The 21749-nt window shown below is 62.3% G+C and carries 15 protein-coding genes; 4 read left to right on the top strand and 11 right to left on the bottom strand.

All coding sequences use genetic code 11. The features are described from left to right. Positions 1–132 precede the first annotated feature (132 nt). A complete protein-coding gene (locus tag HX830_RS16070) occupies positions 133–438 on the bottom strand; it encodes a YkgJ family cysteine cluster protein (protein ID WP_103497627.1) in 306 nt (101 codons plus the stop codon). A 198-nt stretch (positions 439–636) separates the two neighbouring features. Here HX830_RS16070 and HX830_RS16065 point away from each other — a divergent pair, with 198 nt between their 5' ends. Together HX830_RS16065 and HX830_RS16060 are read left to right on the top strand one after the other, a co-directional pair. Further along, positions 637–5298: a hypothetical protein gene (locus HX830_RS16065; protein WP_177101163.1), complete on the top strand. Its 4662-nt coding sequence runs from the start codon at positions 637–639 to the stop codon at positions 5296–5298. A gap of 195 nt (positions 5299–5493) precedes the next feature. Beyond that, positions 5494–10368: a dermonecrotic toxin domain-containing protein gene (locus tag HX830_RS16060; protein WP_177101161.1), complete on the top strand. Its 4875-nt coding sequence runs from the start codon at positions 5494–5496 to the stop codon at positions 10366–10368. Between the two features lie 29 nt (positions 10369–10397). On the opposite strand, the gene HX830_RS16055 is transcribed toward HX830_RS16060, so the two are convergent. The 10 genes from HX830_RS16055 to HX830_RS16010 all read right to left on the bottom strand — a co-directional run bounded on the left by HX830_RS16055 (position 10398) and on the right by HX830_RS16010 (position 19579). Further along, positions 10398–11669 carry an SAM-dependent methyltransferase gene (locus HX830_RS16055; RefSeq protein WP_177101159.1) on the bottom strand — a complete coding sequence of 424 codons (1272 nt, stop codon included), beginning with the start codon at positions 11667–11669 and terminating at the stop codon, positions 10398–10400. Then, the gene (locus HX830_RS16050) at positions 11656–12468 is read right to left on the bottom strand and encodes a DUF1365 domain-containing protein (RefSeq protein ID WP_177101157.1); all 813 of its coding nucleotides are present in this window, start codon (positions 12466–12468) and stop codon (positions 11656–11658) included. The genes HX830_RS16055 and HX830_RS16050 overlap by 14 nt, the downstream gene beginning before the upstream one ends. Further along, a complete protein-coding gene (locus tag HX830_RS16045) occupies positions 12465–13712 on the bottom strand; it encodes an NAD(P)/FAD-dependent oxidoreductase (protein WP_177101155.1) in 1248 nt (415 codons plus the stop codon). Before HX830_RS16045 ends, HX830_RS16050 begins: the two co-directional genes overlap by 4 nt. Next, positions 13709–14491, bottom strand: a complete 783-nt coding sequence (locus HX830_RS16040; protein WP_177101153.1) for an SDR family NAD(P)-dependent oxidoreductase — start codon at positions 14489–14491, stop codon at positions 13709–13711. The genes HX830_RS16045 and HX830_RS16040 overlap by 4 nt, the downstream gene beginning before the upstream one ends. Then, on the bottom strand, positions 14488–14910 hold the full coding sequence (locus tag HX830_RS16035) for a nuclear transport factor 2 family protein (RefSeq protein ID WP_177101151.1): 423 nt from the start codon (positions 14908–14910) through the stop codon (positions 14488–14490). The genes HX830_RS16040 and HX830_RS16035 overlap by 4 nt, the downstream gene beginning before the upstream one ends. Then, the gene (phrB, locus tag HX830_RS16030) at positions 14903–16348 is read right to left on the bottom strand and encodes a deoxyribodipyrimidine photo-lyase (RefSeq protein WP_177101239.1); all 1446 of its coding nucleotides are present in this window, start codon (positions 16346–16348) and stop codon (positions 14903–14905) included. Before phrB ends, HX830_RS16035 begins: the two co-directional genes overlap by 8 nt. 29 nt (positions 16349–16377) lie before the next feature. Further along, positions 16378–17301, bottom strand: a complete 924-nt coding sequence (locus tag HX830_RS16025; RefSeq protein WP_177101149.1) for a MerR family transcriptional regulator — start codon at positions 17299–17301, stop codon at positions 16378–16380. A 1-nt stretch (position 17302) separates the two neighbouring features. Then, positions 17303–18268, bottom strand: coding sequence for a YbgA family protein (locus tag HX830_RS16020; protein WP_177101147.1), 966 nt, complete (start codon positions 18266–18268; stop codon positions 17303–17305). A gap of 112 nt (positions 18269–18380) precedes the next feature. Next, positions 18381–18596, bottom strand: coding sequence for a TIGR02450 family Trp-rich protein (locus tag HX830_RS16015; RefSeq protein WP_152740069.1), 216 nt, complete (start codon positions 18594–18596; stop codon positions 18381–18383). Beyond that, positions 18593–19579 carry an NAD(P)/FAD-dependent oxidoreductase gene (locus HX830_RS16010; protein ID WP_103499268.1) on the bottom strand — a complete coding sequence of 329 codons (987 nt, stop codon included), beginning with the start codon at positions 19577–19579 and terminating at the stop codon, positions 18593–18595. The genes HX830_RS16015 and HX830_RS16010 overlap by 4 nt, the downstream gene beginning before the upstream one ends. Before the next feature lie 195 nt (positions 19580–19774). Between HX830_RS16010 and HX830_RS16005 the strand changes: the two genes are divergently transcribed. Then, on the top strand, positions 19775–20677 hold the full coding sequence (locus tag HX830_RS16005; protein ID WP_152740068.1) for a TIGR01777 family oxidoreductase: 903 nt from the start codon (positions 19775–19777) through the stop codon (positions 20675–20677). 13 nt (positions 20678–20690) lie between these two features. Beyond that, the gene (gene hemH / locus HX830_RS16000) at positions 20691–21716 is read left to right on the top strand and encodes a ferrochelatase (protein WP_177101145.1); all 1026 of its coding nucleotides are present in this window, start codon (positions 20691–20693) and stop codon (positions 21714–21716) included. The last annotated feature ends 33 nt before the right edge of the window (positions 21717–21749 follow it).

Below are 21749 nucleotides of genomic sequence, written 5' to 3'. Positions count from 1 at the left end.
GGGTCCGGGGGCAACATTGAGTTGCCCGCTGCTTGTGACGTGTGGTCCCAAGTGTGGATTGAGCGGGTTCACTGGATATATGAGACGTGTCTTTGACTCAGGGATGAAATCGCCCTGATTCGGTCCTTCGATTCAGCGATAGGCCGTGGTGATTCCTTGGCGTTCCTCCATGCACTCCTCCGAGCCGGTTTCGAACTCCCGGCAGATCAACGGGCGTTTCGCGTAGATGGTGCAGCGCATGGTGTCGCGATCCAGCGCCGCGCACCAGCCGTCGTCCAGGCGCAACATCACTTCGCCGCCCCAATCGTCGATATCGATATAGCGCTCGGGCACACCGGTATCGGTGATCAGCAGCACCTCCAGCCGGCAGCAGCAGGCCGCGCAGGAAGAGCAACTGATTGCCGGTGTGGTGAGGTCGGTCAGGGGGATAGTGGTCATGGGCGCCAGTGTATGCCAGTGCCACGGTGCTGTATGCCCGGGGAGCGGGTCTCGCGATAGCCGGGCATGCAAGGCGCCAGGCCAGGCGCGGTCCTATCGGGCTACCGCCTTCAGACGAGTTTCCCCTGTGTACTGGCTGCAAAGCCGTGCCGGTTTGCGTTTGTACCGGCACTTTTCTGCTCCCGAAGGGAATCCATCATGAACACTGAAGCCACGCCTGCTGCAAATGCGACATCACCTTTGGTCGGCTCACAAGAAGAACAACAGATAACGCAACTGGACCTTCTGGATCAGTCGGACCAGAGAGTGGCTGCGCTGCTGGCCAGCCAGCCGACTTTCGACACTGTGCTCGGCCATTATTTGATTGCGCAGATCCGCTTGAGATTTACCGAAGAAGACTTTCCCGGCCTCCACCAACGGGTGCTTGATCCGGATGCCTTGTACATCAACACATTTTCCGTGGGCGCGGACGGCACGCGAAAACAGATGGCCTCCCAAACATTCATGGCGGCGATGAAGCAGGGGCTGATCACCGATACGGCGGCGACCTATTCTTCCGGTGCCGTGGTGTTGTCCGATCACCCGGAGGCGATCGAGGAGGCGGACAGCCTTTTGGGTTGTCCGGCGAGTGCGGAAATACTGCGTACGCTGGCGACCGCGCTCTATATTGCCGAACCCGGCAGCAACCGAGCATTGCACGAGCAATTGACCGGGGATTACCGGCAATGGAGGACTTGCCGTTGGGGCGAGGCGCTTGATAATCCGCAAGGGCTTACGGCAGAAGCCTTCCTCACCCATGAGTTTCAATGGCAATACCAATACGCGCTGCAACTCTATAAAACCGATCGCCCCCCGCAGAGCCAGCTCACCTCCACGGAACGCACTCAGCAACAGCGGGACGATAACCTCCTGGATGACCTGGCGGCCCACCCTTCCCGAGAAGCGCGCAATCGCCTGGGCACAAGCCCCGTTGCCCAGGCCCATGCTGTCAGGTTGATGGCGGGTGACGGAAAGGTACGCAAATGGCCCGCTGCCATGGTCTTGAAGCTGCCGGGGCAGACGCGTCTTTTTCTTTACTCCCGGGAGGGCGGCTTCCAGAGATTCTCTTCGCCGGAGGTATTGAAAGAAGAGGTTCAACTCCACCATGCCGGGACCGCCTGGACGATCCAGGGGATCGACGATGAACCCCTCGAGCAGGTTTTTGAACAGGCCGCCCGCGACCTGTTCGATCAGCAGTACGCCACTCTGGTCAATGTGCTGCATGAGGCCAGTCGCGCAACCTTGACGATAGAGTCGCTCGCCAAAAAACTCGAAGACGCTTCGTCGATGCCCATGGCGGGCGTCGAAGGCCTGGTGGCCGCGCATAACCGGGATGTGCTCGAATCCATGCGTCCGGCTTTTTATAAAACCGCCACGCGAGCACGGCAGAAGCAGTATCGGGCGCTGGAGAAAAAGATCGTTGCCGCGCAACGGGTATTGAGCGAGTTGACCCGGGATATCCCGACGCTGAATCAGTTTGCCCGACAGCAGGCCAGGGAGTACCTGCACAAAAGCTACCCGGGACTGGATCCCGACCCGGACCAGATGGTGATTCGTTTCGATGTGCCCGAAGTCAAGTGGCACCATTGGATGACCGTGATCGACCGCGCGATATTCGGTGATCAGTCCCACGCCATGTCGTTGACTGAACTGGTGATCAATAACTTGCCGGCCTGGAAGGCTGAGGCCAGCAAGGACATCGTGGTGCTGATGCCGACGAAGCTGCGCGACAGCAAGGGCGATGAACTGGTCAATCCGGCCAATGGTTATCACATCGTCCTGGGCCCCGATTACATCGAGACCTTGGTGAAAACCTGCGATGTCGATAAAAACTATCGGGCGCTGCTCCACAAGACCTTGCAGGACGACACGCCAACCAGTCGCGCCATTGCCAGCGCCACGCAAGCGCTGACCCTCCTCACGCTGAAATTGAAAAGCCTGGAGGCGGCCCTGAAGGACAATGGCGAGGTGTTCAGGGCGCAGGTGTGTACCGAGGTCAATGGCATCACGCTCACGGAGAAACAGGTTCCACGCTGGCTGGAGACAGTCCTGTTGTCACCCGAGCCGGCCTCGCGCCTGCAGGTCAATGGCCGGGATGTGCAGGTGTGTCGTCTGTTCCTGGGTAACAGCTTCATGGCGCGTCCACCTGCCGGCTACTGGGTACCTGACCCCGCCAGTATCGATGGCGTGCTGGTGTTTTCCGATCACCTCCAAGGGGGACAAACCGTGGGAACGGTGGGGGTTTATTTTCCGGACAGCCCGGATGGCAACGATATTTGCGAGTTTGCCGATTTGAAGACGGGTGTCCGGGAACTGCTGAACAGCGAAGAGTGGCAAGGTTACTTCACCCAGCGCATCGCCACCGCGAACAAAAGCGAGATCAAGCATTTGCTGGGACTGACGGGCTCGGGAGCGCTGGTGAGCTGCCTGCCATTGCGCGGGCATTTCATCAGGGAACTGGCGCAGGCGGGCGTGCGCTTTCAGATCCGGCATGCCGATCATCGCGCCAGGAGCAACGCGGAGGTCGAGCTCCGGACCCGTCTCAACCTGGTGCTGACCGCGGCTGAAGTACTTCCCACCGTGAGCACGCTCGGGGCGGTGGGCTTGCGGGCCGCCAGGGGAACCTTGATCACCTTCAATACGCTAAGGGCCACGGGGCTTTTACCGCAAGACAAGGGCGTCTTCGCCCTGGTGTATCGCGCCACCGAGGGTGGCCGAAAGGTGCTGGCCACCGCGCCCAGGGCCATGGCAACGGCGCGGGTACCGAAGAGGCCGTTCTTCAATGCGCCCCAGCGTCAGCCCGAGGGGCGCTTGGGCTATGAGTTGGGCGGTAAACGGCCCGCCGCTTCTCCCCTGACCCCCCAACCCGGCCCGTCACGACCAAGGCTGGAAACGCCGACCCCGAACGTGCCTGTCGTGCAAACCACCGCCGGGCGCATTTCCGACGCCATACGCAGGCCCGGAAACTGGAACACCCCTATCATGGATCTGGTCCCCTCGCTGATGACCGAGCTTGCGGACTGGCCACGGCACAGGGCTTTGCTGATTCTCGACGAGATCAGTGCGGGACAGGGCTGGTCGGTGCGCTATAGCCCGGGACGTCACCAGGTGACGCACCCCACGGTTCGCCACCCCGAGCGAACCGTGAGTGATGTCGTATTGCGCAGGATCGAAAGCAATCACTACCAGATGTGGAGAAACCGGCGCTGGGAGGACGTTCCCGCCGATGGCAATTGTTTCTTCAATGCGCTGGCCGGTGCCCTGGCGGGTAGGGGGCACTCAGGGCACTCAGGGCAGAACCTGCGGGCCAGGGTTGCGGATCATATCGATCAACACCCGCAAGTGGCTGACTATGTGGTCTCGCGACGCACCCCCGTGCAGCAGGCATTGTTTGACGTGGCCTACCCGCTGGAGGGCATTCTGGGCAACCATGCGTTCGCGGTGCTGACCCGGATCGTCAATGGACAATCCTACGAGTCACAGCTGGCATCGGCCATGGCGAATAACCCGGAGCTTATCGACGACTGGCCAGACAGCGCACGCCAACTGATAACGCTGCGCGCCGAAAACAACGGTGTCTTGCCGGTCGATCTCCTGTCGAGGATCGAGGAGCACCTGGCGGTGCTCGGTCTTTTCAGGCCAGCTATCCGTTATCTGAACAACATTGCGAATTGGCCAAACGACCGGCAGAACCGGCAACTGCTATGGACGACCCGCACGGGAGAGGCGCACCTGCCTGCTGAATTACTACAGATCATCGCGGCTTATCTGCCGTTCAGAAATCCCGTGCAGGGGTTGTTCCAGCGTGATCGTGATATCCGGGCGTTTCTGAACCATACCCTGCTTCCCGGGCCGCAACTGAGCCAAGGGCTGGACAGGCTGCTGCAACGGTTCGCCCGTCGTTATATCTGGCCGAGCAATGAGGTCATGTACATCCTGCTGGAGTACGGCCTGACGGTTCAGGAACTGACTGATCATTATCGGGCAATCGGCTTCGATGATGCCGGCAATCGCCTTGAACCGGATCCGGCCGAAATCGACAGGTTTCTGGATGACTACCTGGCTTTTTTCGAGAGGAACCCCGAGCGTAACAACAGGGACGATCTGTTCGTTGACCGGGAGGCGCTGCTGAGCAACTGGAGGGCCTACGATGAAGGGCAAAGGAGCGTTGCCTCGCTGAGAGTGGCGCTGGGGCGCTTTGCCGATTTATCGGCGAGGGCGGATATTGTCCTGCGCTCGGACGTCTTCAGCTTTCATCTGGGCTGGAGTGTCGGGCTGGAAGAGTTGGCGTACTTGATACGGGACCCGCGCCTGTCAAATGCCCGGTTAAGGATTATCTCCGATTACCTGGAAACCCGTGCGGGCGAGATGCAGGAACACGAGATCGTCGATACGGAGTGGATGCGCCCGTTCGACGATCACAATCTGCGCAATATCGTCGAGCGCGCCCTCAACCGGCGTCGGCATCCTGGCGACCGGGCCTTTGCCGACACACTGCTTGAGTTTGTCGCGTATATGAGTGAACAGACACTCAACGACTCGTTCGCCATGTCTTATGTCACGGCCGCGTTCACACCCGCCTCAGGCAGGTTGTCCAACAGTCGGGTGGCCTTGTTGCTGGACATCCCCGATCTGTTCACGACCTTGTCCCGGCATCCTCGAACGGTGGCGCAGCCACTGTGGGGCCTGCTGATCTCCCCTGAATACAGCGACGAGACTATGCGTCTGGCCCTGGGCACTTCAACCGCCGACGCGCTACGCGATCTCAGGCATTTTTCCATGCGACTGAAGATAGCTTCCTGGGTACCCGAGGTGGACTAGTTTCACCCATTGAACCCTCCGAGCAAGTGGCGCCGCTGGTTTGGCTGGCGGATAGCGGTATGGAACATTTCCACGATACGCGGATACCGCATGGGCCTGGTGTGTCAGGCGTCTACTGGCCCTGTACCGGTGTTCGGTGCCGGGCATGGCGCTTGAACCCGGACCTGTCGGATCTGCTTGAAGGGAATAGTCTGTATGAATGACACAGTCACACTGCCAGGCCTGTCGCTTGAGCACGAGATCGAGGCGGCCAAGGCGCTTTTTGCCCAGCCGCCGACTTTGCGGGAAGTGGCCTTGTCGGCCATCCAGGGGTATTTTTTCAGCCGCTGGAATCCGCAGCGCAATGCCTCGCATCTGTATGTCGGCAAACTCCAATGGCTTGAGCGCAACGGAAAAAGGTTCTCGGGCGGCTATCAATATCGCGCCGTGATCGACCTGGTGCTCGAGCATTTCATGACCGGCGTGGCGCCGGTCTTTACCGCCGAGCATGTGCTGGAGATCAAGCTCGACAGTTTGCCCGGTGACCGGCTTGTGGTGGATGCGCCGGCCATCCAGGCTGTGCTCGGGTCCTGGGGCGATATCCTGCTGAAACTCTATCAGCAGGCCTTGGTCGACTATTGGAACGCCGAGGATGAGGACGGCTACAGCCGCTTTTATCGGCTTGGCAGGATACTGGGGCGGATCCTGTCCGCCGATCGTGAACAGCATCGTGCCTTTATGTCGATCAATCTGGAACGGCCCGAGGAGCAATTTTCTCTCTATGGCGTACAGGCGGTGAGCAAGGACACCTGGGGCGGCGCTTATCCGGAAGCCTTGCCCGTGCTGGTGGCCCGCCGCAAGGAACGGGGGATCGAGCAGAACCCGCTGGTGCTCAGTCTGGCCAAAGGCCTTTTCAGGGCCAGCACCACGGATCTCGGAGAACTGGTGCCCTTGTTCATGAGTGCCCGGGCCAATGGTCGCAATATCGAGTACCGCGAACATCTGCTCTGGCAGAAGGGCGACCCGGATATGCAGCTGGAGCAAGCGCTCGCCAGCCTCGCCGAAAGCCTGCTGGAAAACCAGCTCCAGGCGATTTCGCTGATCGGGCCCGATAGCGAGTGGACGCTCGAGGACTACCAGCGCCGGCTCGACGCGATCACCCGTCCCGATAACTGGTTTTTCACGCCGGTGCGGGCAGAGCCCCATACGGTGGTCGAGTTGCCCGAAGCGCTGGCGGCGCTCAGTGACGGCTTGCCACATTGGTTGCTGGGGGCGCCGAGCGAAGACCTCGGGGTCTACCGCGCCCTGTTGGAAAAACTCGCCGATGTGCAGCGCGCGTCGGGCGGCAAGGCCTATCTTGATGACGTGGGTGATCTGCCGGGCTTCGCCGCCAAGGCGCTGCTCAAGCAGATGGGCGAGGATCATCCGCAAACCGCCGATATCGCCAACCCCGACGATATTCGCCTGGAACTCGACAAGGTCATCGCGGTGGCCGTTGCCGGGGGCGCGGGTGGGGCGCTGGGGACGGTGGTCAAGGTGCGGATGAGCCTGACGGAGTTTGCCCTGGAGAATCTCGGCGGTTTTCGGCATGCGAAGATGAAGATCGGCATCCGCCACTGTGGCGTGGAAATGCCGGTGCCCGAATGGCTGACCCCGGACTACGTCAAGGGGCTGGTCACTGCCGTGGACATCGGCAAAACCTACCTGGATGCACTGCGGGCCAAGCTTATCGACGACGCCGACGAGGCCCGGCGCCGGGAACAACTGTTCAGCGAGCAACTGCGAGTGCAATTGCCCATGGCGGCGCTGGAGCTGAAGATTCGCGGCGAAGCGAACTTCGACGAAGCGGGATACCGCTCTGTCGAAGCGGTCGTGCAGGCCGACGCGGCGAAGCGCCAGGTCAATGGCCAGGAGATCGTCCTGCGTCCCCTGGCCTTCAAGGCCGAAGCCGATGCGGCCGCGGATGTGGTGGCGTCCATGTTCATTATCGGCCCGAGGGACACTCGCCACGGCCCGTTCATTCTCTATCGGCCCCTGCTCGCCAAGGCCGACCCACAGGCGTCGGTCTTCCAGCAGTTCCAGTCGGCGCCGGGCAAGGCCTTTTGTCCCCACGACAATGACGCCCGCCCCACGCCTCCCGTCGAACCCCTCCTGCAATACCCGACGTTGGCGGCCCTGTTCGAGGCGCTCAAGCAACCCGGTGCGGTGCAGGACAGCATCCTGACCTGGCTGAGCGATGAGGCCCGACGCACCTATGCCAATGGTGGCTTTGTCGAGCCTCATCTGCGGCGCTCGTTCGAGGACGACTTTGCCGCGCTATTGCCGGTGGCGCCGGCCACCCTCGATGACGCGGTGGTCCAGGGCGACTACCTGCATCACCTGTTCGGCTCGCTGGCCAGGACCCTGATCGCCCTGGCGGACCGGCAATCGGTGTCCAATGCCGAGTTGCGCTGGAATACCTTGAAGGAAGGCGGCTGGCAACTGTTCAACGTGGCGCTGATGTTTATCCGCGGCCCGGCGGCGGTGGCCGGCTGGATTTTCGCCGTGGTCGCCAGTGTCGATGCCGACTTTCGACGCCTGCAGGAAAAGGACCCCGGGACCAAGGCCAGTGCCTGGGCCGATGTACTGGTGAATATTGCCTTTATTCTCGGGCATCGCTTGACCCGCCAGCAGGCGCACACCGAGACACCGCCGCGGATCCCGATAGAGGAGGGCCAGCGCTCGCCGATCCGGGCAACGATCAGCGAGGGGCCGGACCGGCCGCTGCCGATGAAACTGGATAACCCGGTGGCGCCCGGCACGGTTTCCTCGCGTCCGAGTGTCAGTTCGTTCACCTTGAAGATTTACCCGTATCCCTGGCCCGAGCCCGAGACCCTGGGGGAAGTCATCGCCTCCGGCGATTTGCAGGGACTGATCCGATTGAAAGAGTCGAGCCGGCTGGCAGCCTACTTCGGTGGCTGGCTGTTTGCGGTAAAGGTGGATACCGAGGGCAATGTCCGGGTGGTCTCGCCGGACGCTCGTAGTGAAGGGTTCTATCTGAAAAACGATGGCGCGGGAAGCTGGACGCCGGACTTGAAGCTACGCCTGCGCGGCGGCTCGGGGCGTTCGGGAAATGTCGGGAAAAGAAGAGCCGCCCTGCTGGAGGAAAAACGCCGGGAGCAGGAACAGAGGGACCAGGTCAGTTCGCGCTTCATGGACGAGTGGAATGAGGGGGTTCAGGCGCAGGGGACGCGGGCAGAAGCGCTACTACCCGAGGCGCAAGCCTTGAGGACGATGGAAGGCAATCCCGAGCGTTATACCAACCAGCAGTGGTTCGCTCGAATGGACCGCCTCGGCGACCGGGTAAAAGCCTTTCTCGACGGTTACGAGCAACAGATCAACAAGCTGCGGATGAACGAGACGGTATTCCTGCGGGGCTACAAGGGGACACTCTTTGCCTGCTTGCATCGGTTCGTCGTGGGGATGCAGTTTGCCCTGGACTCGATAAGGATCGTCGAACGTCGTTGCCTGCTGATCATTGAGCGCTTGCCCTATCAGGACGCCGCGGGCCGGGTATCGCTGGAAAGGCAGCAGATAGAGCAACGAGAAAACCGTGCCGCAGACCTGTATATCGACTGGGCGGAGCGGGAGAAACAGGCGTTTTCCGAACTGGGCCGTCATCGCAACCGGGATTTGACGGAATACCAGGGCATCCGCGAGGTCAGGGGGCAAGGGAGTGATGTGGCTGGATTGAAAGCCATCAGAACCTGTCGGCTCGGGCTGTATTGCTTCCGGGAGCTGGATCCGCAGCAGCTTGATAGCGATATCTGGATGAAGTTCGAGGATCTGCGCAGTGCCTTGGCCTCCCAGTCCATTCTCGATGAGCGAGCCGCTTCGCCGCTGTCCGCCGAGGCGGACATGGCGGTGCTCAACACCTGCGTGAGCCAATATAACGAAGTGCTGGCCATGGTCGAGTACAAGGCCGGCTTCTTGCCGCAAGGTAGCCGTCTGGTCTGGGGCGATCTGTTTGTCCGGCGCCTGGTCGAGTTGCAGCAGGAGGCCGAGCGCAGCCTGGTCGAGCGCATCGAGGCGCAGGCTCCGGAGCAAGACGAACCTGAGGTGCCGTCGCGGCAACCCGGCAAGACCCGGAAAGTCATCCGTACCCGCCGCAAGAAAAACTACCTCGGTTATGTTCGGGACACGCGCCAGGATGGCCATGAGGTCGTCGAGTTGATGGATCCCCAGACCGGTCAACCGATCGATTCCTTTGTTGAAGAAGAGGACGGCTACTGGCAGCCGTTGCCCAAGCCGGCGGCGGCCCCCTTGCCCAGGCCCCTGCCGCAGCCGGGCCTCAAGCGCCTGGTGCAGATGGCCGAGAGCCAGATCCGCCAGGCTGGCCGGGAGGTCGAGATGGCCAAGGGGCAGATCCCGGTCGCCAAGGACCCGGTCTATCTGCAGGATGTGCTCGAAGTCCGGGCGCGGGAGTTGGAGGCGCTGGCCGGGCAAATCGACCGGTCGCTGGCTGAGTCAAACAGTTCGGTGAGCCAAAGCGAAATCTCCGCCGCCAAGGTTCAGGCCTCGGAACTGCGTCTCCAGGCCGGGACGCTCAGGCATGAGGGATTGCTGGCGCGAATCGCAGTGACCAAGTCGAGTGCGCCGGACACCGAGCGGCTGCTGTTTCTCAAGGAACACAACGAGGTCGAGATCTTTCGCAACGGGCCGCGCACAAGACTCGGGAAAGATGACTTTCTCCAGGAGTATGTGGTGCGCGACAAGGCGGGCGGCAAGAATATCTGGGTGGCGCATTTCCACTATCCCGAAAAAACCACCCCGGAGGAGTTGTTCGTGATGCGCGGCGCCCTGGGCAAGGACGGCAAGCCACAAGCCCATGGAGCCCATCTGAAGCGCTGGGACGAGCGTTTTCTCGGGGTCAAGGCCCAGGCCCGGGCCGAGCAGGAGCGCTTTGAACGTATCCGCCAAGGTCAACCCGGGCGGGCCCTGGAGGTGTTCCGGATCTGGCGCAGCGAGATCAGCCTGAACATGGCGCGCCAGCTGTTTTTCAATGCCGCGGAACGCGAAGCCGTGGTGCGTGAGCAACTGCGTCAGCTTTAGCTGATCCGGGCCACGACCAACCAGCCGCCTTAACTATCGAAGCGCCCGAGCAGCGGCTGCGTTCGGGCGGTCGGCCTGGCCAGCAGCAACTGCGCGGTGCCGATGCTGCGTTCGAGGAAACCGCCCTCGCAGTAGCACAGGTAGAACTCCCACAAACGCAGGAAATAATCGTCGTAGCCCAGTTCGCTCAGGCGCCCGTGGGCACGGCGGAAGTTCTCGTGCCACAGGCGCAGGGTGCGCGCGTAGTGCAGGCCGAAGTCTTCCATGTGCAGCAGGTTCATGTCGGTTTCGTGGCTGACCACCTCGAGCATCTTCTGCACGCTGGGCAGGGCGCCACCGGGGAAAATATAACGCTGGATAAAGTCGACCGTGCTCCTGGCCTGCTCATAACGTTGTTCGCGGATGGTGATGGCTTGCAGCAGCATCAGCCCATCGCTCTTGAGCAGGTGCGCGCATTGCTTGAAGTAGTTGTCGAGGAACTGATGACCGACGGCTTCGATCATTTCGATGGACACCAGTTTGTCGTACTGGCCGCTGAGGTCGCGATAGTCTTCGAGCAGCAGGGTGATCTGTTCTTGCAGGCCCAGGCTGTCGATGCGTTGCCGGGTGTAGGCGAACTGTTCCCGGGACAGTGTGGTGGTGGTGACCTTGCAACCATGGTGCTGCGCGGCATAAATCGCCATGCTGCCCCAGCCGGTGCCGATCTCCAGCAAATGGTCACTCGATTGCAGGTCGAGCTTCTGGCAGATGCGCTCCAGCTTGTTCAACTGGGCCTGTTCGAGGCTGTCGTCGGGACTGAGGAACTGCGCGGCGGAATACATCATGGTCGGATCGAGAAACTCTTCGAACAGCTCGTTGCCGAGGTCGTAATGCGCTTCGATATTTTTCCGCGAGCCCTTGCGGGTGTTGCGATTGAGCCAGTGCAGGATCTGGATGAACGGCCGTCCGAGGCGGGCCAGGCCACTCTCCATGGCATCGAGCACGTCCAGGTTGCTGACAAATACCCGCACCACCGCGGTCAGGTCCGGGCTGCTCCAGTAGCCATGGATAAAGGCCTCTCCGGCACCGATGGAACCGTTGCCGGCGACCATGCCCCAGACCGCCGGGTCCTGGATATGGATCTCGCCCAGCAGGCTGGCGCCGGCCTGGCCGAACAGTTGTCGCTCGCCGTCTTCGACCACCAGCAACTGGCCATGGCGCAGCTGGTTCAATTGGCGTAGCACACCCCGGCGCAAGACGGCGCTGGAGAGGCTGTTGGCGCTGAACCGATTGGCCCGGGTCACCAGGCTAGAACTTTTCATGGCGTTGCTCATGGTGTCGCTCCTCGGTTTGCGTGGCGGCCAGGCTGAAGGTGCCGTCGGCGGCCTGGTGGGAGAAGATCGGTGTGCGTTTGAGAAACAGGCGCAGGGCTTGCCAGTAGATCGCCAGGCAGGTCTTGGCGGTCATCCAGGGGAAGCGCCGCAGGTAGCGGTGCAGACTGGCGCGATCAAGGACTTCGCGGTGCAGGCTGAGGGTGGCGTCGAAGACCTTGAGGTCGCCCTGCCAGTCGGCCATGTGCACGCCGAGTCGTTCGGCGGGCGGGCTGAAGCTCATGCGGTATTCCAGCTCCCGGGGCAGGAACGGCGAGACGTGGAAGGCCTTGGCCACACTGACGTGCTGGTGGCCGTCGCCCTCGGCGGGCAGCACGTAGTGGTAGTGCTCGCCCCAGGGTGTGTTGGTGACTTCGCAGAGAATCGCCAGCAGCTTGCCGTCGAGGTCATGGCAGTAGAAGAAACTCACCGGGTTGAACGCCAGGCCCCAGCTGCGGGCCTGGGTCAGCAGGCGGATCGGGCCTTGTGGGGGTTGCCCGAGGGCCTCACCGACTTGCAGGCGAACCGCATCGATCAGGCGCATGCCCTGGCGCGTGAAGCTGCGCAGGTAGTCGGTTTCGCGAAAGGCAAAGGGCGCCAGGCGCTGGCTGCCGGCCAGGGGCGACAGCCCGAGCACCGTATCCTGTTCGTCGAGATCCAGGTACAGCAGGCCGATCCGGTAGCGGAATGCATGGGCCTGCGGTGAAAAGCGTCGGTGGCTGATCCAGCCGCTGTACAGGGCGCTGTTCACAGGGACTCACCAAAGGCGGCGCAGACCCGCAGGGCGCTGGTCACGCCGTCTTCGTGGAAGCCGTTGGCCCAGTAGGCGCCGCAATAGTAGGTATGTTGATCGCCATACAATTCTTCCCACCGATTCTGCGCGGCGACAGCGTTCAGGCTGTACTGGGGATGGGCATAGGTGTAGCGGGCGAGGATCTTCAGCGGATTGATCTCTGCACGCTGGTTGAGGCTGACACAGAAGGTGATGTCGCTCTCGATGCCCTGCAGGATGTTCATGTTGTAGGTGACGGCGGCCAGGCGCTGGCCTTCACCGCCCAGGCGATAGTTCCAGCTGGCCCAGGCCAGCGGGCGATCCGGCAGCAGACGGGTATCGGTATGCAGCACCACCTCGTTGTCCGCGTAGGGCAAGGCGCCGAGGATCTGCCGTTCGGCCTCGCTCGGTTCGGCGAGCAGGCGCAGCGCCTGGTCACTGTGACAAGCGAAGATCACCTTGTCGAAGCGCTCGCGGCCGGTGCTGCTGTGGATCGTTACGCCTTGTTCATCGCGCTCGACCCGGCTCACCGGGCAGTTGAGGCGGATATGCTGGCGAAATCCGGCGACCAACGGCTCGATGTACTGGCGCGAACCGCCTTCGATCACCCGCCATTGCGGGCGGTTGCTCACCGACAGCAGTCCGTGGTTCTTGAAGAAACGCACGAACAGCTGCAGCGGGAAACCGAGCATGTCGGCCAGGGACATCGACCAGATCGCCGCGCCCATGGGCACGATGTAGTGCTGGATAAAGCGCTGGCCATAGCCGCCGTTGTTCAGGTAGTCGCCGAGGGTGGTGTCGCTGGCGATGCGCTGCTGTTCGAGGTCTTCCAGTGCCTGGCGGTTAAAGCGCAGGATATCGCGCAGCATGCCCCAGAACCCTGGCGACCAGAGGTTGCGCCGTTGGGCGAAGAGGCTGTCGAGGTTGTTGCCGTTGTATTCCAGGTTGGCGGCCGGGTCGCGCACCGAAAAACTCATTTCGGTGGCTTTGTAGCTCACCCCCAGGCTGCCCAGCAGGCGGATGAAGTTCGGGTAGGTCCAGTCGTTGAAGACGATGAAACCGGTGTCCACGGCATACTCTCGGCCGTTGACCGTCACATCCACGGTATGGGTGTGGCCGCCGATCCAGTCGGCGGCTTCGAACAGGGTGATTTCGTGCTGGCGGCTTAATAGATAGCCGCAGGTCAGCCCCGAGATACCGCTACCGATCAGGGCAATCTTCATGGCTTGCCCTGATCGGTAGCGGAGTTGCGGGCCATGTGTTTGCCGATGGCCAGTTGCAGCCGTCTGGGCAGGCACGAGAGGGGCCAGAGCGCGGCCATGAACAGTGCCGGAAAGGCAATCTCCAGGGGACGCTGCTTGAGCTTTTCGCAGATGTAGGCGGCGGCTTTTTCGGCTGACCAACTGAGTGGCATGGGGAAGTCGTTTTTCCGGGTCAGCGGGGTGTCGACGAATCCGGGACTGACCACGGTGACGGTGATGCCTTCATGGGCCAGGTCGATGCGCAGGGATTCGAACAGGTAACGCATGCCGGCTTTTGACGCGCCATAGGCTTCGGCCCGGGGCAGCGGCAGGAAGGTGACCGAACTGGCGATGCCCACCAGATGCGGCTGGATGCCGGCGCGCAGCAGCGGCAAGGCGGCTTCGATGCAGTAACTGCTGGCCAGCAGGTTGGTGCGTACCACCCGCTCGATGATCGAAGCATCGAAGGCCTGGGCATCGACATATTCACAGGTGCCGGCATTGAGGATCACCGTGTCCAGGGCTCCCCAGGCCTGGGTGATGCGCTCGCCGATTTCGCGGACCTGCTGACTGTCGGTCAGGTCTCCGGGCACCAGCAGGACCTGGTCGGGATAACGCTTATCCAGGGCTTGCAGCGGTTCGAGGCTGCGGGCGCTGACGGCCAGGTGTACGCCGGCCTTGAGCAGGACTTCGGCGATGGCCGCGCCGATACCGCTGCTGGCGCCCGTCAGCCAGATACGTCGTGGAGCTGTAATGCTCATCCCAATCTCCTTTTCAACCAGGCCGTTGCGTGGCCCAGTAGCGGCACATGGTCATATAACAAGGCCCCGGCATCGAAGTAATCGCGATGCCGATAGACCTTGTCGAACCACAACAGATGCGAACACCCATCGACGTGAACAGGCCTTCCTCTGGCCAGTCTCGGATGACGATAGCTCATGTGCCAGCGCAGATAACCTTCGCCTTCACCGACGTGATCGAGGCCGTGGATGTTGTATTGCAGCTCGCTGATCGAGGCGTACATCCGCGCAAAATAGTGCTGCAGGTCCACGAGGCCCGTGATTTCGTGCAGCGGGTCGGTGAATAGCACCTCGTCGCTGTAGAGTTCGCCGAGGCGTGACAGGTTGTCCTTGTCGAGCAGGACGAATTGCTGGGCGAAATGGTGCAGGAACTCACTCATGGGCACCTCCGGCCTCCAGCCGTTGTGGCAGGTTCCTGAAGGCGGCGAGGGCACGCTCGCGACTGCGGCCCAGATCGACCATGGGCTGTGGATAACTTGCCAGGCCGAACAGGCCGCCGAGTGCCGCCGGGTTATGCACGGCCTTTTTGTCCAGGCCGGCCAGTTCCGGTAGCCAGTGCTTGATAAACAGCCCTTCGCGATCGAATTTTTCCGATTGGCTCAGCGGGTTGAAAATCCGGAAGTAGGGCGCCGCGTCGGTGCCGGTGGACGCGCTCCATTGCCAGCCGCCGTTGTTGGCCGCCAGGTCGCCGTCAATCAGGTGACGCATGAAAAAACGTTCGCCTTCGCGCCAGTCGATCAGCAGGTTCTTGGTCAGGAACATCGCCACCACCATCCGCAGGCGGTTGTGCATCCAGCCGGTTTCGAGCAGTTGGCGCATGGCCGCGTCGATGATCGGCAGGCCAGTGCGGGCTTCTTGCCAGGCCGCCAGTTCCTCCGGCACCTGACGCCAGGCCAGGGCTTCGGTTTCCACGCGGAAGGCGCGCTGCTTCGAGACCCGTGGATAGCCCACCAGAATGTGTTTGTAGAACTCACGCCAGAGCAGTTCGTTGATCCAGGTGACGGCGCCGATACTGCCGCTGTCGAACTCGCCCTGGTTGCCTTGCAGCGCCGCGTGCAGGCACTGGCGGGGCGAGATCACACCGGCGGCGAGGTAGGCGGAGAGTTGGCTGGTGCCGGGTTTGGCCGGGAAATCCCGTTCGCTCTGGTAATAGTCGATCTGCTGCTCGGCGAAGGTGCTCAGGCGCCGCCGGGCTTCGTCCTCGCCGGCAGGCCAGAGGTGGCGCAGGGCCTGGCTGGGGCGCGCGAACCCGTCGACTTCGCCAGGCACCGGATCGGCCTTGAACACCAACTCTGCCTGGGCTTTGGGTATTGCGACCAGGCGCGGCAAGGCGCCGTGCAGACGGCTGTAGCAGACCTTGCGGAACTGGCTGAAGACCTGGAAGTAGGTGCCGGTGCGGGTCAATACGCTGCCGGGCTTGAAGAACAGTTGATCCAGGTGGCTATGGAAGCTCACACCTTGTGCTTCAAGGGTGTGCGCCACGGCTTGATCACGGCGGCTTTCGTGAACGCCATATTCTTCGTTGACGTGCACGGCAGCGATCTTCAGCGTCTGGCACAGGGTGCCCAGCACCTCGGGCACCTGCTCCCAGGTCTGGGCATGACGAATCAGCAGCGGGATATTCAGCGCGGCCAGGGCCTTGCTCAGTACCTGCAGGTTACGCAGCCAGAAATCCACCTTGCACGGGGCATCGTCGTGCAATTGCCATTGCCCGGGCGTCACCAGGTAAACAGCGACCGTCGGCCCTTGCCCGGCGGCTGCGGCGAGGGCGGTGTTGTCATGCCGGCGCAGATCGGTGCGCAGCCAGAGCAGTTGCATAGTCATTCCTTGATTCGTGGGCGAGGGCGCTAGATCAGGCCGAGTCGGGTCAGGCTCTGGTAAGCGGACAACGGGTCTTCGGCCAGGGTCATCTCAGCGCTCTCCCGGGTACTTACGGATAACTCGGCGAAATGGATGCATACCGTTGGTCCGGCAATCAGGATCGGGCAGTTGATACCCACCAGCAGCCTGGGTAGCGCCGCCAGGTTCATGGCCTTGCTCGAATACAGCAGCACGGCGCGACTCTTCAGGTGTTCGCTGGCCAGGGCCAATTCGTTGGCCGGCAAGGGCCAGTCGAAGACTTCCACCGGGCAGTCGGCGCTGCTCACCAGCCAGGCGGTCAGCCACAGGTGTGGCTCCATGGGCAGGTCCGAATGGTTGACCAGCAAGACCGGTGCGCCCTTGAGTTGCCTATTGTTGTGATAGATCCGCGCGCCCAGCTTGCTGCGCAGCCAGGTGTAGAAGAACGCCCGCTCCATCTGCCCGCCGAACTGGCCTTGCCAGCGTTGCTCGAGTTCCGCCAGCAGGGGCATCAGTAGCTGTTCGCACAAGGTGCGCGGCGGGTACAGCGACATGGCCTGGTTGAAACGGTCATCGACCTGACGTTCGGCCAACTGGCTGATGGCCCGCGCCAGGTCCTGGCGCAAGGCCTGCCAATCGTTGGTGGCAGGCTCGGCGAGGGTCGGGCCGGCATCGAGCAGTTGCTTGATCTGGCTGACCGCGACACCGCGATTGAGCCAGGTGACGATGGCCTGGATACGTTGTACGTGCTCGGCGGAAAACAACCGATGGCCCTTGGGGGTGCGGTGCGGCACCACCAGGCCATAGCGGCGTTCCCAGGCCCGCAGGGTCACGGCGTTGACGCCGGTCTGCCGGGCCACTTCGCGAATGGGCAACCAGCCCTGTTCCAGTGCGCTGGCGTAATCGACGGGCGCTTCAAGGGAGTCGGTCATATCAGATGGCATTTCGCAGGCTGAGGTTTTCCGGATGCGGTTGCAGGTACACCTGGCGGGCGATATAGGGATCGGGGTGCTGGCGGAAATGGTGTTTGAGCAGGGTCAACGGCACCACCAAGGGCACGATACCCTGGTGGTATTGGCCGATGACCTGCAGCACTTCCTGTTTGTCTTCGGCGCTGATGGATTGCTTCAGGTAGCCGGTGAGGTGTTGCAGGACATTGGTGTGGGTGCGGCGGGTTGCGCATTTTTTCAGGGCGGCCATCAACTGGCTGAAATAGCGTGGCCCGATGGTTTCGGCATCCGTGTTGCTCATGCTGCCCAGCAGTTTGCCGAGTACCTTGTACTGCAATGGGTTGTGAGCCATCAGCAGGTATTTGTAGCAGGCGTGGAAGTCCGTCAGGCTGCGTCGCGTGAGGCCGGCCTGGCGCAGGTCCTGCCAGGCCGCGTAGGCGAAGACCCGGGTCAGGAAGTTTTCCCGCAGCACCGCATCGTTCAGCCGGCCGTCCTCTTCCACTGGCAAGTCGGGATGTTGCGCGCAAAACGCCTGGGCGTAGATGCCGCGTCCGTCTTCGGCGGGCCGCCCACCCTCCTGGTAGACCTTGACCCGCTCCAGTCCGCAGGACGGCGACTTCTGCATGAAGATGTAGCCGCTGATATCCGTGAGTTCGACGGCCATCTGATTGCCATAGTCGGCCAATGCCCGGGTCACATCCGTCTCGGCGTGCACGCTGCCCACGGCCCGTGGTTGCTGCGGGTCACCCACCAGGCGAATCGGCTCGCGGGGGATGCCCAGGCCGATGGCCGCTTCCGGGCACAGCGGGATGAAATCGAAATATTCGCTGAGGGTGCGGCTGCACAGTCGCGATTCCTTGTGCCCACCGTTGTAGCGCACCTCAATGCCCATCAAGCAGGCGCTGACAGCGATTTTGGGTTTGCGCGGCAACTCGGTGGTGGCGGGCATGGAGAACCTCGAGAGAAATACTTGTACAGGCAAGCATGCTTGTACAACTAAAGCTCATCATAGGTTCTGTGTTGTACAAGTCAAATTATTTGTACAGGTTTTTCTGGGGCGTTTACTGCCAGCCCATTCGCCAGGTCTCGGCATCTTGCAGATGGGTCCAACTGATGCGCTGGTTGCGTTGGCTCATCACCGCTTGCAGCTCGACTTCGAGCACGGTGCCTTGCTCATCGCAAAACAGTTCGGTGACCAGGAAATGTTTTTCCCGATTCAGAGGGCGGGCTGCCGTCCATTTCGACAGCAGCAGCTTGCGCGGGTTGATGCGGTTCAACCCAGGTGTTCCATCAGTCGCCGGGCGGCTTCCTGGCCGCTGAGCCAGGCGCCTTCGACACGTCCCGACAGGCACCAGTCGCCACACACGTACAGGCCCAGGTCGGCATCGGCCAGCGCCCCCCATTCCCGTGCGCCGGCCGGGCGAGCGTAGAGCCAGCGGTGGGCGAGGGTGAAGACCGGGGCCGGCATGCTGGCGTGGAGCAACTCGGCAAAGGCGCCGTGCAACTGCTCGATCACGGCCTCCTTGGACAGGTCCAGATGCTGCTTGCTCCAGGTGCTGGTGGCGTGCAGGACCCAGGTGTCGAGCTGGCTGTCGCGCGCCGGCTTGCTGCGGTTGCGGGCCAGCCAGTCGAGGGGGCTGTCCTGTACGAAGCAGCCTTCCATCGGTGTGTCCAGCGGCGTGTCAAAGGCCAGGGCGATGGCCCAGGTCGGCTCCATCTGCACGCCGGCGGCGGCCCCGGCGAGTTTCGGCGCGGCCGCCAGCAGGGCGGTGGCCTGGGGCGCGGGCGTGGCGATGATGACCTGGCTGAACGGGCCGTGAGTGTAGCCTTCGGCATCCTGCAGGTGCCAATGCTGTTCACCGCGGAATACCTCGGTGATCCGGCAACTGAAATGCGCCTGGAGACGGCCGAGCAAACCGCGGGTAATGGCGCTCATGCGCGGCGTGCCGACCCAGCGGGTCTGTTCGTCCGGCGACAGGCTCAGTTGGCCGTTCTGGAAGTTGTAGAGCTGCGGATCCCATTCGGCGACCCAGCCTTCACCCTGCCAGCGCTGGACTTCCTTGACGAAGCGGCGATCGCGGGCGGTGAAGTACTGCGCGCCCAGGTCCAGCGCACCGGCATCGCTGCGTTTGCTGGACATGCGCCCGCCGCTGCCGCGACTCTTGTCGAAGATTTCGATGGAATACCCGGCATCGTGCAACGCCCGGGCAGCCGAAAGTCCGGCGATGCCGGCACCGATTATTGCGATAGGTACAGTCATGGGTGGGCCTCGTTACCTGTAAGCACAGACTACGCCGTCAGCAAAACCTGTACAATCTTGTTTTTTGGTATAACTTGCGACCTGCCTGTCGGTTCACACTGTCCTATTGTTAAAACATATTTCGGTCGAGAGAAAAGAGCCCTGCTTTAAAAATAGACTAACGCTTTCGACAAAACGTTACGCGAGGACGCACTCATGCACATATTGCTGACCGGCGGTACTGGTTTGATCGGGCGCCAACTGTGCGCGTACTGGTCGACGCAGGGACATCGGCTGACGGTGTGGAGCCGTCGCCCCGAGCAGGTGGCGCGTTTATGCGGTGCCCAGGTGCGCGGTGTGCGGCATCTCGAGGAACTGTCCGGTGAGCCGCTGGATGCGGTGATCAACCTGGCCGGCGCGCCGATTGCCGACCGACTCTGGACCCACAAGCGCAAGGCCCTGCTCTGGAGCAGCCGGATCCAGCTGACTGAAACCCTGCTGGCCTGGCTGGAGGGGCGTGAGCAGCGTCCAGCAGTCCTGATTTCCGGCTCGGCGGTGGGCTGGTACGGCGATGGCGGCGAGCGTGAGCTGACCGAGGATTCGCCGCCGGTGAGCGAGGATTTCGCCAGTCGCCTGTCGATTGCCTGGGAGGAAACCGCGCAACGCGCCGAGGCCCTGGGGATTCGTGTGGTGCTGGTGCGCACCGGCCTGGTACTGGCGGCCGAGGGCGGCTTTTTGTCGCGCCTGCTGCTGCCGTTCAAACTGGGGCTGGGCGGGCCGATCGGCAACGGTCGGCAGTGGATGCCGTGGATACATGTGCGCGATCAAATCGCCGCGATTGATTTTCTTCTGCATCGCAGTGATGCCCGTGGTCCCTATAATGCCTGCGCGCCACAGCCGGTGCGCAACAAGATATTCGCCAAGGCGTTGGGCAAGGTCCTGCATCGCCCGGCGCTGGTGCCGTTGCCGGCCTTTGTCCTGCGCCTTGGCCTGGGTGAGCTGGCGTTACTGTTGCTCGGCGGCCAGCGCGTGACGCCGGCCCGGTTGCTGGCGGCCGGATTTGTTTTTCAGTTTAACGATCTGCCCGCGGCCCTCGACGATCTCTCGAGCCGCCTCTGAAATAGGACGTTGCATGACCGATCACGCCTTGCTTCTGGTCAACCTGGGTTCTCCGGCTTCCACTTCGGTGGCGGACGTGCGCAGCTACCTCAATCAATTCCTGATGGATCCCTACGTGATCGACCTGCCCTGGCCGATCCGCCGCTTGCTGGTGTCGCTGATCCTGATCAAGCGCCCGGAGCAGTCGGCCCATGCCTACGCCTCGATCTGGTGGGAGGAGGGTTCGCCGCTGGTGGTGCTCAGTCGTCGTTTGCAGCAGCAGATGACCACCCAGTGGACCCAGGGCCCGGTGGAGCTGGCGATGCGTTACGGCCAGCCGTCGGTCGAGACGGTGCTGACCCGCCTGGCCAAGCAAGGCATCCGCAAGGTGACCTTGGCGCCGCTGTATCCGCAGTTCGCCGACAGCACCGTGACGACGGTGATCGAGGAGGCCCGGCGAGTGGTGCGCGAGCGCAAGCTCGATGTGCAGTTCTCCATCCTGCAACCCTTCTACGATCAGCCGGAATATCTGGAGGCCCTGGTGGCCAGTGTCAGGCCGCATCTGGCCCAGGGTTTCGATCACTTGTTGCTGAGTTTCCACGGTTTGCCGGAGCGGCATCTGACCAAGCTCGATCCCACCGGCAGTCATTGTTTCAAGGACGCCGATTGCTGCAGGAACGCCTCGCCGGCGGTACTTGCCACTTGCTACCGCGCCCAGTGCCTGCGCACGGCGTCGGCGTTTGCCGAGCGCATGGGCTTGGCGGACGGGCAATGGTCGGTATCATTCCAGTCGCGGTTGGGTCGGGCGAAGTGGATCGAGCCCTACACCGAAGCGCGGTTGGATGAGTTGGCCAAGGCCGGGGTGAAGAAGCTGCTGGTGATGTGCCCGGCGTTTGTCGCCGATTGCATCGAGACGCTGGAGGAGATCGGTGATCGCGGGCGCGAGCAGTTTGTCGCGGCGGGGGGCGGGGAGTTGGTGCTGGTGCCGTGTCTGAACGACGAATCGCAATGGGCGGCGGCGTTGAATACCCTGTGCGAGCGGGCGCCGTTGGCTCTTTAAACGCAAATCTCGAAAACGCCGCAGAACCTTGTA

It is taken from the genome of Pseudomonas gingeri (genome assembly GCF_013385425.1).
GTDB lineage: Bacteria > Pseudomonadota > Gammaproteobacteria > Pseudomonadales > Pseudomonadaceae > Aquipseudomonas > Aquipseudomonas gingeri_D.
Note: the sequence above shows the minus strand (reverse complement) of the source record. Positions and strands in the feature narration are given on the sequence as shown.

Excerpts from the sequence above, each read along its gene's own strand:
- HX830_RS16020 (WP_177101147.1), bottom strand. The coding sequence starts at position 18,268 with ATGCCCGCCACCACCGAGTTGCCGCGCAAACCCAAAATCGCTGTCAGC.
- hemH (WP_177101145.1), top strand. The coding sequence starts at position 20,691 with ATGACCGATCACGCCTTGCTTCTGGTCAACCTGGGTTCTCCGGCTTCC.
- HX830_RS16040 (WP_177101153.1), bottom strand. The coding sequence starts at position 14,491 with ATGAGCATTACAGCTCCACGACGTATCTGGCTGACGGGCGCCAGCAGC.
- phrB (WP_177101239.1), bottom strand. The coding sequence starts at position 16,348 with ATGCAACTGCTCTGGCTGCGCACCGATCTGCGCCGGCATGACAACACC.
- HX830_RS16055 (WP_177101159.1), bottom strand. The coding sequence starts at position 11,669 with ATGAAAAGTTCTAGCCTGGTGACCCGGGCCAATCGGTTCAGCGCCAAC.
- HX830_RS16065 (WP_177101163.1), top strand. The coding sequence starts at position 637 with ATGAACACTGAAGCCACGCCTGCTGCAAATGCGACATCACCTTTGGTC.
- HX830_RS16060 (WP_177101161.1), top strand. The coding sequence starts at position 5,494 with ATGAATGACACAGTCACACTGCCAGGCCTGTCGCTTGAGCACGAGATC.
- HX830_RS16005 (WP_152740068.1), top strand. The coding sequence starts at position 19,775 with ATGCACATATTGCTGACCGGCGGTACTGGTTTGATCGGGCGCCAACTG.
- HX830_RS16070 (WP_103497627.1), bottom strand. The coding sequence starts at position 438 with ATGACCACTATCCCCCTGACCGACCTCACCACACCGGCAATCAGTTGC.
- HX830_RS16035 (WP_177101151.1), bottom strand. The coding sequence starts at position 14,910 with ATGAGTGAGTTCCTGCACCATTTCGCCCAGCAATTCGTCCTGCTCGAC.
- HX830_RS16025 (WP_177101149.1), bottom strand. The coding sequence starts at position 17,301 with ATGACCGACTCCCTTGAAGCGCCCGTCGATTACGCCAGCGCACTGGAA.
- HX830_RS16010 (WP_103499268.1), bottom strand. The coding sequence starts at position 19,579 with ATGACTGTACCTATCGCAATAATCGGTGCCGGCATCGCCGGACTTTCG.
- HX830_RS16045 (WP_177101155.1), bottom strand. The coding sequence starts at position 13,712 with ATGAAGATTGCCCTGATCGGTAGCGGTATCTCGGGGCTGACCTGCGGC.